The sequence below is a fragment of the Methylobacterium oryzisoli genome, from assembly GCF_046557895.1.
GTDB classification, from domain to species: Bacteria; Pseudomonadota; Alphaproteobacteria; order Rhizobiales; family Beijerinckiaceae; genus Methylobacterium; species Methylobacterium oryzisoli.
Genome location: NZ_JBKIBX010000022.1, coordinates 81,774 through 94,895 on the forward strand (window position 1 = coordinate 81,774; position 13,122 = coordinate 94,895).

General features: G+C 73.0%; 12 protein-coding genes. 5 read left to right on the forward strand and 7 right to left on the reverse strand.

The features are described from left to right. Positions 1-4 precede the first annotated feature (4 nt). Positions 5-706 carry a retropepsin-like aspartic protease family protein gene (locus ACKUB9_RS20385; RefSeq protein ID WP_407524027.1) on the forward strand — a complete coding sequence of 234 codons (702 nt, stop codon included), beginning with the start codon at positions 5-7 and terminating at the stop codon, positions 704-706. 292 nt (positions 707-998) lie between these two features. On the opposite strand, the gene fabI is transcribed toward ACKUB9_RS20385, so the two are convergent. From fabI to fabA, 3 genes are all read right to left on the reverse strand, one after another. Continuing rightward, positions 999-1,826 (reverse strand): enoyl-ACP reductase FabI, encoded by an 828-nt coding sequence (gene fabI, locus ACKUB9_RS20390; protein WP_407524029.1) that lies wholly within the window; start codon positions 1,824-1,826, stop codon positions 999-1,001. Positions 1,827-1,908: 82 nt separating this feature from the next. Next, a complete protein-coding gene (gene fabB / locus ACKUB9_RS20395) occupies positions 1,909-3,135 on the reverse strand; it encodes a beta-ketoacyl-ACP synthase I (protein ID WP_407524031.1) in 1,227 nt (408 codons plus the stop codon). Between the two features lie 124 nt (positions 3,136-3,259). Beyond that, complete coding sequence (gene fabA / locus ACKUB9_RS20400; RefSeq protein ID WP_407524033.1) at positions 3,260-3,811, reverse strand: 3-hydroxyacyl-[acyl-carrier-protein] dehydratase FabA; 552 nt, start codon at positions 3,809-3,811, stop codon at positions 3,260-3,262. 255 nt (positions 3,812-4,066) lie between these two features. Between fabA and irrA the strand changes: the two genes are divergently transcribed. Further along, positions 4,067-4,561, forward strand: a complete 495-nt coding sequence (irrA, locus tag ACKUB9_RS20405) for an iron response transcriptional regulator IrrA (RefSeq protein WP_238233198.1) — start codon at positions 4,067-4,069, stop codon at positions 4,559-4,561. A gap of 101 nt (positions 4,562-4,662) precedes the next feature. Here irrA and ACKUB9_RS20410 read toward each other — a convergent pair whose 3' ends face one another. The 4 genes from ACKUB9_RS20410 to ACKUB9_RS20425 all read right to left on the reverse strand — a co-directional run bounded on the left by ACKUB9_RS20410 (position 4,663) and on the right by ACKUB9_RS20425 (position 10,511). Then, on the reverse strand, positions 4,663-5,043 hold the full coding sequence (locus ACKUB9_RS20410) for a tudor domain-containing protein (RefSeq protein ID WP_407524036.1): 381 nt from the start codon (positions 5,041-5,043) through the stop codon (positions 4,663-4,665). Between the two features lie 133 nt (positions 5,044-5,176). Then, positions 5,177-7,807, reverse strand: coding sequence for a heparinase II/III domain-containing protein (locus tag ACKUB9_RS20415; protein ID WP_407524038.1), 2,631 nt, complete (start codon positions 7,805-7,807; stop codon positions 5,177-5,179). 83 nt (positions 7,808-7,890) lie between these two features. Then, positions 7,891-9,570, reverse strand: a complete 1,680-nt coding sequence (locus ACKUB9_RS20420; protein ID WP_407524040.1) for a thiamine pyrophosphate-binding protein — start codon at positions 9,568-9,570, stop codon at positions 7,891-7,893. Between the two features lie 65 nt (positions 9,571-9,635). Further along, the gene (locus ACKUB9_RS20425; protein WP_407524042.1) at positions 9,636-10,511 is read right to left on the reverse strand and encodes a hypothetical protein; all 876 of its coding nucleotides are present in this window, start codon (positions 10,509-10,511) and stop codon (positions 9,636-9,638) included. A gap of 85 nt (positions 10,512-10,596) precedes the next feature. On the opposite strand from ACKUB9_RS20425, the gene ACKUB9_RS20430 reads away from it, so the two are divergent. From ACKUB9_RS20430 to ACKUB9_RS20440, 3 genes are read left to right on the forward strand one after another with little or no spacing between them, the layout of a single operon-like run. Next, entirely contained in the window at positions 10,597-10,854 is a 258-nt protein-coding gene (locus tag ACKUB9_RS20430) for a phosphopantetheine-binding protein (RefSeq protein WP_407524044.1), read from the forward strand. Next, on the forward strand, positions 10,841-12,241 hold the full coding sequence (locus ACKUB9_RS20435) for an ANL family adenylate-forming protein (protein ID WP_407524046.1): 1,401 nt from the start codon (positions 10,841-10,843) through the stop codon (positions 12,239-12,241). Before ACKUB9_RS20430 ends, ACKUB9_RS20435 begins: the two co-directional genes overlap by 14 nt. After that, positions 12,234-12,959 carry an SDR family NAD(P)-dependent oxidoreductase gene (locus tag ACKUB9_RS20440; protein ID WP_407524048.1) on the forward strand — a complete coding sequence of 242 codons (726 nt, stop codon included), beginning with the start codon at positions 12,234-12,236 and terminating at the stop codon, positions 12,957-12,959. The genes ACKUB9_RS20435 and ACKUB9_RS20440 overlap by 8 nt, the downstream gene beginning before the upstream one ends. Positions 12,960-13,122: the final 163 nt, after the last annotated feature.

Consider the following 13,122-nt stretch of genomic DNA (forward strand, 5'->3'; position numbering starts at 1 on the left):
CGCGATGCCCGGCGCCCTCGGAACCGCCCTGCTGCTGCTCGCCCTCGCGTACGGGATCGCGACCCTGGCGCAGGGCGAGATCGCCGGGTGGCCACCGCAGGAGGTCGCGACCGCGCTCGCGGTCGCGGCGGCGCTGCTCCTCGTCACCAACGGCATCGCGCGCCGCTTCCGGTTCGGCGCCGGCGAGGGGCTGGCAGCGCTCGCGGTCTGGCTGATGCTGGGGGCGGCCGGCGCCACGCTCTACGCGTGGCGGGACCACGCCCACGACCTCGCCCTGCGGATGATCGGCGAGTACGCGGCCGGCGAGCCGGTGACGAACGCCGCCGGCGAGGTGGTGATCGGACGCCGGGCCGACGGCGGTTTCTCGGTCAAGGCGCGGGTCAACGGGCAGGAGCAGACCTTCGCGTTCGACACCGGCGCCAGCACGGTCGTGCTCACCGCCGAGACGGCGAGCGCCCTCGGGCTGCAGCCGGGGCCGCAGGCCTTCGCGGTGCCGGTGCAGACCGCCAACGGCCGCACGCTCGCCGCACCCGTCCTCCTCGACACGGTGGCGGTGGGGCCGATCCGGGAGCGGCGCGTGAGCGCCCTCGTCACCCGGCCGGGCTCGCTCAGCGTGAACCTGCTCGGGATGAGTTTTTTGGAGCGCCTGTCCTCCTACGAGGTCCGGGGCGGCCGCCTGATCCTGCGGGGCGCGAAGCCGGGCTGAGCCGCGCGGGCGCCGCCTGCACGCGAAAAGCCCCCGTGGCGTGAGGATAAAACGCTCTTTCCCGGACGACTGCAACGAAGTGGAAGGAGATCCGGGATCCAGCGCAAGATGTCGCGAAGCGTCTATGTGTCCGTAACGTTGCAAATACAGAGCCGCTTCGCGGCACATCCTCTGCTGGGTCCCGGATCTCCTTCCGCTTCGCTCCACTCGTCCGGGAAAGAGGGAGAGGTTGAGCCGATGAACGAGGCTTGACCGACGGTTCGTCTTCGCCCGCTCCTCGTCCGCCGCGCCCTCAGTCCCCGATCACGCCCGCCTCGTCCTGGACCTTCAGCACGGACGGGCGCGGCATGGCGATGGTGTTGAAGCCGCAATCCACGAAGTGGATCTCGCCCGTGACGCCGCTCGACAGGTCGGAGAGGAGGTAGAGGGCCGCGCCGCCGATCTCCTCGCTGGTGGCGTTGCGGCGCAAGGGGGCGTGGGCGCGCTGGTGGTTGAACATCAGGCGCGCATCCGAGATGCCCGCCCCCGCCAGGGTGCGCACCGGCCCCGCCGAGATGGCGTTGACCCGGATGCCGTCGGGGCCGAGGTCGGAGGCGAGGTAGCGCACCGAGGCCTCCAGCGCCGCCTTGGCCAGCCCCATCACGTTGTAGTTCGGCATCACCCGCGTGGCGCCCCCGAAGGTGAGCGTCAGGAGCGAGCCGCCCGGCCGCATGCGCTTGGCCGCGCGCTGGGCCAGTTCGGTGAAGGAGAAGCAGGAGATCACCATCGTGCGCGAAAAATTCTCGCGCGTGGTGGCGTCGACGTAGCGGCCCTTGAGCTGCGCCTTGTCGGAATACCCGATGGCGTGGACCACGAAGTCGAGGCCCTCGGGCCAGTGCCGGTCGAGGGCGTCGAAGACCGAATCGACGCTCGCCAGATCCTCCACGTCGCAGGGCAGCACGATCTGCGAGCCGAGGGAGGCGGCGAGCGGCGCCACCCGGCGGCCCAGCGCCTCGCCCTGGTGGGTGAAGGCGAGGTCCGCGCCCTGCGCCGCCAGCGCCTTGGCGATCCCCCAGGCGATGGAGTGGTCGTTCGCGACCCCCATGATGAGGCCGCGCCTGCCTGCCATCAAACCCGTCACGCCGTCGTCTCCGGTTGGCCCATGGTCCGAACGCCCGGGCGCGGCGCCCCTCTCACCCGAGTGCGGCGCGAGTGGGGCGCCCTCAGGCGTCCGGGTGCTTGAGCACCAGCGTCGCGTTGGTGCCGCCGAACCCGAAGGAGTTGGAGAGCACGTGGCCGAGCCGCGCGTTGTCCACCCGGCGGCGCAGGATCGGCATGTCGGCGAAGGCCGGATCCAGCTCCGCGATGTTGGCGCTCTCGCAGATGAAGCCGTTGTTCATCATCAGGAGCGAGTAGATCGCCTCCTGCACGCCTGTGGCGCCGAGCGAGTGCCCGGTGAGCGACTTGGTGGCGGCGATCGGCGGGCAGGTTTCGCCGGTGCCGAAGACCTCGCGGATCGCCTCGATCTCCTTCTCGTCGCCGACCGGCGTCGAGGTGGCGTGCGGGTTGATGTAGTCGATCGTGACGCCCTTCAGGCCCGCCATCGCCTGGCGCATGCAGCGCACCGCGCCCTCGCCGGAGGGCGCCACCATGTCGTGCCCGTCCGAGGTGGCGCCGTAGCCCGCGACCTCGCCGTAGATCCGGGCGCCGCGCGCCTTCGCGTGCTCCATCTCTTCGAGCACCAGCACGCCCGCGCCGCCCGCGATGACGAAGCCGTCGCGGCCCGCATCGTAGGCGCGCGAGGCCGTGGCCGGCGTGTCGTTGTACTTCGCCGACATGGCGCCCATCGCGTCGAACAGCACCGACAGGGTCCAGTCGAGTTCTTCGCAGCCGCCCGCGAAGATGATGTCCTGGCGGCCGGCCTGGATGATCTCGGCGGCGTTGCCGATGCAGTGGTTCGACGTCGCGCAGGCGGACGAGATCGAATAATTCACGCCCTTGATCTTGAACCACGTGGCGAGCGTGGCGGAGGCCGTGGAGGACATGGCCTTGGGCACCGCGAAGGGACCGACGCGCTTGGGCCCCTTGGCGCGGGCGACGTCGGCCGCCTCCACGATGGCGTGGGTCGAGGGACCGCCCGAGCCCATGATGATGCCGGTGCGGTCGTGCGAGATCTCGTGCTCCTCGAGCCCCGCGTCGCGGATCGCCTGCTCCATCGCCACGTGGTTCCAGGCGGTGCCGCCGCCGTGGAAGCGCATGGCGCGCCGGTCGACCACGCTCTCGGCGTCGAGGCTCGGCGCCCCCTGCACCTGGCAGCGGAAGCCGTGCGCCGCGAAGCTCTCCGCGTGGGTGATGCCCGAGCGGGCCTCGCGCAGGGACGCGAGCACCTCCTGGGTGTTGTTGCCGATGGATGAGACGATGCCCATCCCGGTGATCGCGACGCGCCTCATGACGATCGCAGCCCTCCTACGCGGCGTGTGTCGCGCCGTTCCGTTGTCACCTAGGACCGTGCCGGCCCGATCTCAACCGCCCGAGCGGAGTCCACGCTGCCGGAGCGGGGCGCCGGGGCGCCGCTCAGCCGCCCGCCGGAGCGGCGGCCTGGAACAGGCCGACCCGCAGATCCTTGGCCTCGTAGATGCGGCGGCCGTCCGCTTCGAGCCAGCCATCCGCGATGCCGAGCACGAGGCGCCCCTGGCGCACGCGCTTGAGATCGACGCCGTAGACGACCTGGCGCACGCTCGGCAGCACTTGGTCGGCGAACTTCACCTCGCCGACGCCGAGCGCCCGGCCGCGCCCGGACGAGCCGAGCCAGCCGAGGAAGAACCCGACCATCTGCCAGAGCGCGTCGAGGCCGAGGCAGCCGGGCATCACGGGGTCGCCCTGGAAGTGGCAGGGGAAGAACCAGAGGTCGGGCCGCACGTCGAGCTCCGCCCGCACATGGCCCTTGCCGTAGGCGCCGCCGTCCCGGCCGATCGAGACGATGCGGTCGAACATCAGCATCGGCGGCAGCGGCAGCTGCGCGTTGCCGGTCCCGAACATCTCGCCGCGCCCGCAGGCCAGCAGGTCCTCGTACGAGAAGTGCGAGGGCCGGGTCGGGGTGTCGGCGGCGGGCGTGTCGGCAGACATGGAGCGGGCGCGATCCTCAGGCTTCGGCACCGCGCTGCGGGCCGGCGGATGTGGCGGGCCGCGGCCCGCAGAGCGGCGCCTGTAGCATAGGGCGCCGGAGGGTTCAAAGTCGCGGGACTTCGCCAGGGTTCCGCAGACGCGAACTAAAACACTTCTGATGTAGGGGGTTGCGGCCCCGTTCGGGTTGCGGCGGGACGGCCCAGTCCCTATAACCGAGTGCGATCATTCGCGATCCTCACGCTGATTGTCAGACTGATGAACGACCTGTCGCCCCTGCATGCCGTGCTCAGCGCGCGCGCCCCGGCCCTCCAGGCCGAGGGAGCCGCCGGGCAGCGTCGCGGCTGCCCCCTGTCGGAACTGCGCGACCGGCTGCGCCGCGCGGGCCTGCGCCCGACGCGCCAGCGCCTGTCGCTCGGCTGGCTCCTGTTCGGAAAGGGCGACCGTCACCTGACGGCCGAGATGCTCTACGACGAGGCGATGCGCGCCAAGGTGCCGGTGTCGCTCGCCACCGTCTACAACACCCTGCACCAGTTCACCGAGGCCGGCCTGCTGCGCCAGCTCGCGCTCGACGGCTCCAAGGCCTATTTCGACACCAACCCGAGCGAGCACCACCACTTCTTCCTTGAGGACGAGGGACAGGTGCTCGACATGCCCGATTGCGGGATCACGGTCGATTCGCTGCCGAACCCGCCCGCCGGCATGGAGATCGCGGGCGTCGAGGTGATCGTGCGGCTGCGCCGCCGGCCCTGAGCCCGGCCGCACCCCGTTTCATGAGGCCGCCGTCTCGCGACGGCGGCTTTTTTCATGCGTGAGGCGCCTCGCATCGCGTCGACGGCCTCGCGTCGACGGCCTCACTTGGCGCGGCAGCGCCCGGTCTTCGTCCGCTCGCGGTCGCCGTCGTCGTAGTTGATGCCCACCGTCTCGCCGGCCAGCGAGGCGATCACGCCGGGGTACCACTTCCCGGCGCCCTGGAAGTTGCACTCGACCCGGGTGCCGATGGCCCAGGTGTAGGGGCGGACATCCGCGAGGTTCAGCGTCTCCCGGTCGCCGTCGTCGTAGGCGACCGCGATGCGGTCGCCGGCCACGCTCTGGATGACGCCCGGATACCAGTAGGCGCCGCCCTTGTAGCGGGCGAGCACCCAATCACCCTGCGTCTGCGCCTGCGCCCCGCAGAGCCCGGCCACGACCATGCAGGCCGCCGCGGCGACCGACCCGAGAATCTTCATCGTCATTCCAATCTGCCGCCCGACGCCTGTCGCAGCGCGCGTCGATCGCATGACACGATCCTCGGGTCGCCGCCAAGAGAACCGAACATCGATCAAGTCGAGGCGGCCCGCCGCCGGTCGAAAGTCTTGTGGAGGGCGATCACACCTCCGCCAGGAGCCGTGTCACCGCGTCTCCGGCCACCAGGGCGGCCAGCGCCCGCTCGCGCCCCTCGTCCACCGCGACGAGGGCGCCGCCGCAGAGGCTGCCCTGCCCGGTCATGGCGTATCGCAGGGTGCTGGCGGGCTGGAGCGCGCCCGGGCGCCAGGAGACGAAGCCCTGCAGGGCGCCGGGGCGGTCGTTGCGCCCGCTGACGAGATCGAGGCCGCAGGACTGCCCCCGCAGCACCCGGAGCGCGATGCGCAGGCGCTGGCGCTCGCGGCTCGCCAGGACGAGGCGCGGGCCGGCGAGCGCCACCAGCACGTCGGGGGCGAGGTGCAGCAGGCCCTCGGCGGCGAGCGGCCGGTCCGCCGTCTCGAACCGGTCGAGCACCGCCAGCGCCGTGAGGTCGTCGAGCACGACGAAGAGGCGCCGGTGCCGGTACTCCGGCCCGTGCACGTTCGTGTCCAGCGCGTAGGCGGTGCCGCCGTCGAGCCGCTCGCTCGCCGCGAGCCGGCCGGTGCCCGCCCCGGGCTCGCGCCCGTCCGGCCAGGCCACGTTGTGGGCGCGCGGCGAGATCAGGTACTGGCGCGCGGCCCCGGTCTCCACCTGCCCCGACCCGCCGCCCTCCACGATCCAGCGCACACCCTCGGCGGCGAACACGAAGGAGGTGCAGTCGGCGTGGCCGTGGGGGTGGCGCTGCTCGGCAAAGCCGCTGGCGAAATGGCCGAAGCCCCGCGCGGGTGAATCCGAGCGCGCCGCGATCACGCCCGAGACCGGGCGCGTCGGGGCCGGCGAGGCCCGCCCGGCGGCGAGCGGGCGCTCAGCCACCAGCGCGCGGTCGCCCAGCGCGAGCAGCCGCCCGATCCAGCCCGCGTGATCGATCCCGTGCGGCGCGTCGCCGAAAGGCGGCAGCCGTCCGCCCGGATCGAGGAGGCTCGTGACCGCGGGAATCACCGGCTCCACCCGCCCGGCGATGAATTCTGCCAGGGGCTCGTCCGGCAGCGCCGCCGCGAGGAGCCGCCCGAGGCTGAGGAGTTCGAGGCGCTGGTGCAGGGAGGGATCCGCGAAGGCGCCGTCCGCGTCGAGGAGCGAGGCGAAACCCTCGCGCAGGGCGTGGCGGGCGAGCGAGCCCCAAAAATCCGAGAGCGGCGCCTGCGGCAGCGCCCGGGCGACCGCGAGCAGCGCGGTCGCCGCGTGGACGAGGTGGAGCGAGCGCGCCAGCGTGTTTTGGCCGATGATCTCCGCCAGCGCGAAGCCGTGGCGCAGCGCCTCGCCCGCCAGCGTGCGCAAGGGCTCGGCCCGCAGCGCCTCGGCGTTGAGGCGCCCGAGCAGGCCCGCCAGCACCTCCGCCCGGCCCGCGAGGGCGACCGGGTGCAGGCCGAGCCCGTCGGTGGGCCGGCCCCAGGGATTCGCCTTCGACCACGCCCGGGCCAGCGCCACCGCGCGATGCCCGTCCGCCTCGGCGAGCGGCAGGAGCCAGGCCAGGGACTGGTACTCGATCCGCCACGCCACCGAGCGGAAGGGGTCTTCGCTCCAGGTCGGCGTCAGCGGCAGCGGCCAGGCGGGAGCGGCGGCGAGCCGGAGCTCCGGCGCGCCGACCGCGGGGCGCGGTCCCTGCTGCAGCGCCCGCAGGCGGTCGAGGATCAGCGGCACGCCGGCGGCCGGAATCGGCAGCCCGCCCGCACCGAACTCCCGGCCGAGTCGGTCGAGGAAGGCCCCCGCGTCGAGGAGGTCGTCGCCGCACAGGGATTCCAGCCGCAGCGCGTCGTCGAGGGCGATCTCGGGCGCGCCGAGCAGTTCCGCCGCCCCGTCCGCCTCCCAGGTGGCGAAGCCGAGTGCGACGCGCGCGGCGCCCGGCGGGGGCGCCAGTTCCAGGGTGAAGCGGCGGGCGTGGCGCTTGGCCGTGAGATTGACCACCGCGCCGAAGTCCGGGGTCGAGACGAGGTCCGGATAGGGCGGCGGGAGCTCGGCCCCCTCCCCGTCCCGGTAGACGACGCGCACCATCGCCCCGTCCCGCTCCGGCCGCGCGCCGTGGACCTGGCCCCGCAGGATCAGCGGGCGTCCCGGCACGGTCGCGAGGTCGAGCCAGTCCGGCTGCGGCGTCAGGCGGCGGCGCCGCCGCGCGGTCCCCCGGGCCGCCTCGGCCGGATCGCCCTGGAGCAGGTCCGGCCGGCCCACCTCGAACGGCGCGGTGTTGCGCCACGAGCGCACGCTCACCGCCACCGCCCGGGCGGGGTCCGGCATCAGGAAGCCGACCCGCACGAGGCTCGCGCCCGCGCCCTCGCTGCCGGCCGGCTGGTAGGCCGGGCCGGCGATCCAGGCGCTCTGGGGATCGAGCAGGGTGCGGGTGAGGCCGGGCACGTGGTCGAAGTCGAGGCTTCCCCCGTCGGCGGCCAGTAAATCGAATCCGACCTGCAGGAAATCGGGGGCGGCGAGCGCCTGCTCCTCCGGGTCCCAGCTGAGCTGGAAGCCGAACGCGCACCACGTCTCGGGCGCCACGTCATGGAAGGTGAGGACGACGCGCGACCAGCGGTTCTTGGCCGGCACCCGGTGGTGCGCCTCGCGCGCGCCGACCGCGGCGCCACCTGCGTAATGCGCCGAGACGGGCAGGAGACGAATGGCGCCGGGCATGGATCGAAGGAGGGGCGGGACAGGGAGCCCGCACCTGCCTGTCGCGGCGGCGCGGTGTCAAGCCGGGCCGGGTCGAGGCCCGCTCAGCGCCCCGCCAGCGCCCGGTCGCGGATCTGCGTCAGGGTCTGGCCCGGGGTGATCGCGTCTTTGGAGATCTTGAGGTGGATGATCGCCGGCCCCTCATGCGCGCGCGCCGCCGCGAAGGCCGCCGGGAAATCCTCCGTGCGCTCCACCGTCCAGCCGGCCCCGCCGAAGGCGCGCGCATAGGCGGCGAAGTCGGGATTGACGAGGTCGGTGGCGACCGGGCGGTCCGGGAAGTCGCGCTCCTGGTGCATGCGGATCGTGCCGTAGCTGGCGTTGTCGGCGACGATCACCACGATGGGCAGCCGGTACTGCACGGCGGTCGCGAATTCCTGCCCGTTCATCAGGAAGTCGCCGTCGCCATTGAGCGAGATCACGGTGCGCTCCGGCCAGAGCCGCTTCATCGCCACCGCCGCCGGCACGCCGTAGCCCATCGAGGCCGAGGTCGGCGCGATGTGGCCGGCGTGATCGCGGAAGCGGAAGAAGCGGTGGATCCAGGCCGCGTAGTTACCCGCGCCGTTGCACAGGATCGCGTCGCGCGGGAGTGTTTCGCGCAGGTGCACGATCACCTCGCCGAGATTGACCCCGCCGGGCTGGGGCGTCGCGGTCTCGCCCCAGGTCAGGAACTCCCGGTGCGCCGCCCGGGTCTCGTCGCGCCACGGGATGCGGGCGGGCGGATCGAGGCGCGCGAGCGCCGCCGCGGTGCGGGTCGGGGCGGCGTTGATGGCGAGGAACGGGCGGTAGACGCGGCCGAGTTCTTCCGGTCCGGGATGGATGTGCACGAGGCGGGTCTGCGGCCCCGGCACGTCGAGGAGGCTGTAGCCCTGCGAGGGGATCTCGCCGAGGCGCCCGCCCAGCAGCACCACGAGGTCGGAGGCCTTCACGCGGGCCACCAGCTGCGGGTTGGGGGCGAGCCCGAGATCGCCCGCGTAGTTGGGATGGAGCGCGTCGAAGAGCGGCGCGCGCCGGTAGCTCGTCGCCACCGGCAGGTCGAAGGCCTCGGCGAAGCGCGCGATGTCGCAGCGGGCGTTCTCCGTCCAGCGGCTGCCGCCCAGGATCACGAGCGGGCGCGCGGCGCCCGCGATCAGGTCGGCGAGGCGCGCGATGTCGTCGGCGCCCGGCGCGGCCTCGACCGGCACGAAGGGCGGCGCCAGGGGGCCGTGCGCCTCCTCCACCAGCATGTCCTTCGGCAGCGCGACCACCACCGGGCCGGGCCGCCCGGCGGTCGCGGTCGAGAAGGCGCGCGAGACGAATTCCGGCACCCGGTCGGGATCGTCGATCTCCGTGGCCCATTTCGCCATCGGGCCGAACACCGCGCGGTAGTCGAGTTCCTGAAAAGCCTCGCGCTCGCGGTAGCGGCGCTCGATCTGGCCGACGAACAGGATCATCGGGGTGGAGTCCTGCTGCGCCACGTGCAGCCCGGCCGAGGCGTTGGTGGCGCCGGGCCCGCGGGTGACGAAGCAGATGCCGGGCATCCCCGTGGCCTTGCCGTGGGCTTCCGCCATCATGGCGGCGGCCCCCTCCTGGCGGCAGGTGGTGACCGCGATGCCGGAATCGCGCAGCGCGTCGAGGACGGGCAGGAAGCTCTCGCCCGGCACCGTGAAGACGTGGCGCACGCCGTTCGCCACCAGCTGCTGGACCAGCACCCGGGCGGCCGTGCGCCCCGTCCCGTTCGGTGTCATGGATGTTCGCGCTCCCAGGAATGATCGACCGCCCGTGCCGGCGGCCTCCTCGCCGATGCCGAGTGTCAGGGTCCGAAGATCACGCCCTCGGTGTAGGGGATCTCGCCGAGCCGCGGCGGGTTCGGGCCGCGGTAGTACTTGTTCTGGTGCCGGCTGATGTGGCGCCCGACGAGCCCCGGCACCGGGCCGTCGACGTCGATGAGCACGCTGGGCTTGCCCGAGAGGAGCAGGCGGCGCCCGAGCGGGCCGGCGAAGCGCACGAAATCGGCGAGGCTGCGGCAGTAGATCAGGTGCGTGGTCGGCACGAGGCGCTTGAGCACGCGCCGCGGGGCGAACACGAACGGGTGCAGGCCGTCCGCCGCCTCCACCACGAGGCAGGTGCAGCCGTAGGCGGCGTGCGCCTCGATCAGGTCGCGCTCCGGCAGGGCGGCGAGGGCGTGCGGCACGCGCTCGCGGATGCGGTGGAGGCGGACGCGCTCCCGCCCGCGGGCGAGCGAGGGCGCGCAGAGCAGCAGCCCGCGGCTGAAGGCGCGAAAACCCTGCCGCTCGATGATCGGCTGGGTGTGCGGGGCCGGGGACAGGTTGATGTAGGTGACGTCCTGGTGGCGCAGCACGTAGTGGATCAGCATCGCGCCCTGCGCCGCGTAGGCGGGCTCGACGTACCAGCTCGACAGGTTGCAGCGCACGACCCGCTGCCCGCCCGAGTCGAAGGCCGCGAAGATCATCAGCACCGCGCCCACCGGGCGCCCGCCGCTCTCCAGCATGTAGCCGAAGCGCGGATAGCCCTCCGGCACGGCGCGCTCGGCCTGGCGGCGCAGGCCGCGCAGCCAGTAGCCCTTCGGACGCAGGCGGAAGCCCTGGCTCAGCAGCGTCGCCACCGCGTCGAGGTCGCCCTCGGTGATCTGCCGGCGCCGCAAGGTCGTCCCAACTTCTCCGGCCATTCCGTTTACCTTGCGGGGGTGAAGGACTTGCTGCGATTTCTCTGCGGCTGATATAGCTGAATCCGTGACGAGGAGACATTCCGATATGTCCATAAGGTTAACAATTCTTGGACAAATGAAGCAGATCGCCGAGGAACAACAGAGGAGCATCTCTGATCTGAGCGATCAAACACTTCTGGTGGAATCCGGCCTGGATTCATTGTGTTTCGCGATTCTGGTGGCGCGGCTCGAAGCGGATCTCGGTGTCGATCCGTTCACGATGTCCGAGGACATCCAGTTCCCGGTGACGGTGGGCGAGTTCATCGCACTCTACGAGGCCGCGGCGGTCGATGCCGCTGCCTGAGCCCGGCTCGCTGCGCGAGGCGCTCGCCGCCTCGCCCCGGCCCGGCGGCCACCTCTCCGGCGCGTCGGCCGAGACGCCGTTCGCGGCCCTTCTCGACCACAGCCCGCTCGGCGGCGCCCGCGACGCGCTGCACGGGCGCGCCGTGATGATCGCGACCGCCGACCAGTTCACGGCGGCGCTCGCGCTGATCGACCTCGACGGCGTGGCGCGCCGCCTGCTCCTCTGCCCGCCCGACCTCGACCCGGCCCACTGGCCGGCGCTGCTCGACCGGGCGGAGATCGACGCGGTGGTGAGCGACCTCGCCGCGGAGGCCCGCCCCGACGTCGCGGGCCGGCCGGTGCACGGCATCGGCGCGCTCGCCCCCGCGGCCGCCCCGCCCGGCCCGGCGCTCGCCACCGAGTGGGTGCTCCTGACCTCCGGCACCACCGGCGTGCCGAAGATGGCGGTGCACGATCTGGCGGGCCTCACCGGGGCGATCCGGCCGCTTGCGCCGGGCGCGCCCGCGCCGGTCTGGTCGACCTTCTACGACATCCGCCGCTACGGCGGCCTGCAGATCTTCCTGCGCGGGGTCCTGGGCGGCTCGCTGGTGCTCTCGGCCAAGGACGAGCCGGTGGCCGATTTCCTGCGCCGCCTCGGCCGGCACGGGGCGACGCACGTCTCGGGCACGCCCTCGCACTGGCGCCGGGCGCTGATGAGCCCCGCCGTCGCGGCGATGCGGCCCGCCTACGTGCGCCTGTCGGGCGAGATCGCCGATCAGGCCGTGCTCGACGCACTGCGCGCGGCCTATCCGGACGCCTCGGTCGGCCACGCCTACGCCTCCACCGAGGCGGGCGTCGGCTTCGAGGTGACGGACGGGCGCGAGGGTTTTCCCGAGGACTTCATCGGCCGGGACGGGCCGGTCGAGCTGCGGGTCGTGGACGGCGCGCTGCGGATCCGCTCGGGGCGCACCGCGCGCTGCTACCTCGGCGAGGCGGCCGCGGCCCTGACGGACGCCGAGGGCTTCGTCGACACGGGCGACATGGTGGCCCTGCGCGAGGGACGCTTCCACTTCGTCGGCCGGCGCGGCGGCATCATCAACGTCGGCGGCCTCAAGGTGCATCCCGAGGAGGTCGAGGCGGTGATCAACCGGCACCCGCGGGTGCGCATGTCCCTGGTCGAGGGCCGGCGCAACCCGATCACCGGCGCCCTCGTCACCGCGACCGTGGTGCTGCACGCAGGCGAGGCGCCGGCCGAGGGCGTCAAGGCCGAGATCCTGGCCGTTTGCCGGGAGTCCCTTCCCCCCCACAAGGTCCCGGCGGTCCTGCGTTTCGCGGACGGCCTCGCGGTGACGCAGGCCGGCAAGCTCGCCCGCGGCGCCGCTCCTCCGCCCGAGGTGCGTCATGCGTAACGTGGTCGTCACGGGCGGCAGCCGGGGCCTCGGCCTCGGCATCGCGCGCCGGCTCTCCGCCTCGGGCTTCCGGGTGATCGCGGTGGCGCGCCGCCCCGGCGAGGCGCTGGAGGCGGCGATGCGCGAGGGCGGGCCGGGCGAGATCCGCTTCCTCGCCGCCGATCTGGGCCAGGTCGAGGCCCTGCCGGACCTCGTGCGGCAGGTGCGGGAGGCGCACGGGCCCGTCTACGGGCTCGTCAACAACGCGGGCCTCGGCACCGAGGGCCTGCTCGCGATGATGCCGCTCTCCGACATCGAGGCGCTGGTGCGGCTCAACACGCTCGCGCCGATCGTGGTGACCAAGCACGCGGTGCGCTCGATGATGGCCGAGGGACGCGGGCGGGTCGTCAACGTCAGCTCGATCATCGCCTCGACCGGCTACAACGCCCTGTCGGTCTACGCCGCCACCAAGGCCTCGATGATCGGCTTCACCCGCTCGCTCGCCCGCGAGGTGGGCAAGCTCGGCATCACGGTGAACGCGGTCGCCCCGGGTTTCATCGACACCGAGATGACGAGCGGCCTCGGCGAGGCCGAGCGCCAGCGCATCGCCGGCCGCAGCGCGCTGCGCCGCCTCGCCGAGGTCGAGGACGTGGCCAACGCGGTGGATTTCCTGATGGGCGAGACCGGCCGCAACATCACCGGCACGGTGATGACGGTGGACGCGGGCAGCACGGCCTGAGCCGTGCGCGGGTCCGGGTCGCGCGTGAGCGAGATCGTCGAATACGCTCTTCGCATCAGGCGCGGGAACCGCGACGGAACCCCTCTCCCGCACGGGCTTGCGGATTCACACGTCGGGTCGTGCACGTTCTCCTCTCCCCGCGTGCGGGGAGAGGGCTTCGGCG

Bases quoted from the DNA above. Each gene is read 5' to 3' on its own strand.
- fabA (WP_407524033.1), bottom strand. From the start codon at position 3,811: ATGTCTGCCGACACGCCCGCCGCCGACACCCCGACCCGGCCCTCGCAC.
- ACKUB9_RS20440 (WP_407524048.1), top strand. From the start codon at position 12,234: ATGCGTAACGTGGTCGTCACGGGCGGCAGCCGGGGCCTCGGCCTCGGC.
- ACKUB9_RS20410 (WP_407524036.1), bottom strand. From the start codon at position 5,043: ATGACGATGAAGATTCTCGGGTCGGTCGCCGCGGCGGCCTGCATGGTC.
- ACKUB9_RS20415 (WP_407524038.1), bottom strand. From the start codon at position 7,807: ATGCCCGGCGCCATTCGTCTCCTGCCCGTCTCGGCGCATTACGCAGGT.
- fabB (WP_407524031.1), bottom strand. From the start codon at position 3,135: ATGAGGCGCGTCGCGATCACCGGGATGGGCATCGTCTCATCCATCGGC.
- ACKUB9_RS20420 (WP_407524040.1), bottom strand. From the start codon at position 9,570: ATGACACCGAACGGGACGGGGCGCACGGCCGCCCGGGTGCTGGTCCAG.
- ACKUB9_RS20385 (WP_407524027.1), top strand. From the start codon at position 5: ATGCCCGGCGCCCTCGGAACCGCCCTGCTGCTGCTCGCCCTCGCGTAC.
- ACKUB9_RS20435 (WP_407524046.1), top strand. From the start codon at position 10,841: ATGCCGCTGCCTGAGCCCGGCTCGCTGCGCGAGGCGCTCGCCGCCTCG.
- irrA (WP_238233198.1), top strand. From the start codon at position 4,067: ATGAACGACCTGTCGCCCCTGCATGCCGTGCTCAGCGCGCGCGCCCCG.
- ACKUB9_RS20425 (WP_407524042.1), bottom strand. From the start codon at position 10,511: ATGGCCGGAGAAGTTGGGACGACCTTGCGGCGCCGGCAGATCACCGAG.
- ACKUB9_RS20430 (WP_407524044.1), top strand. From the start codon at position 10,597: ATGTCCATAAGGTTAACAATTCTTGGACAAATGAAGCAGATCGCCGAG.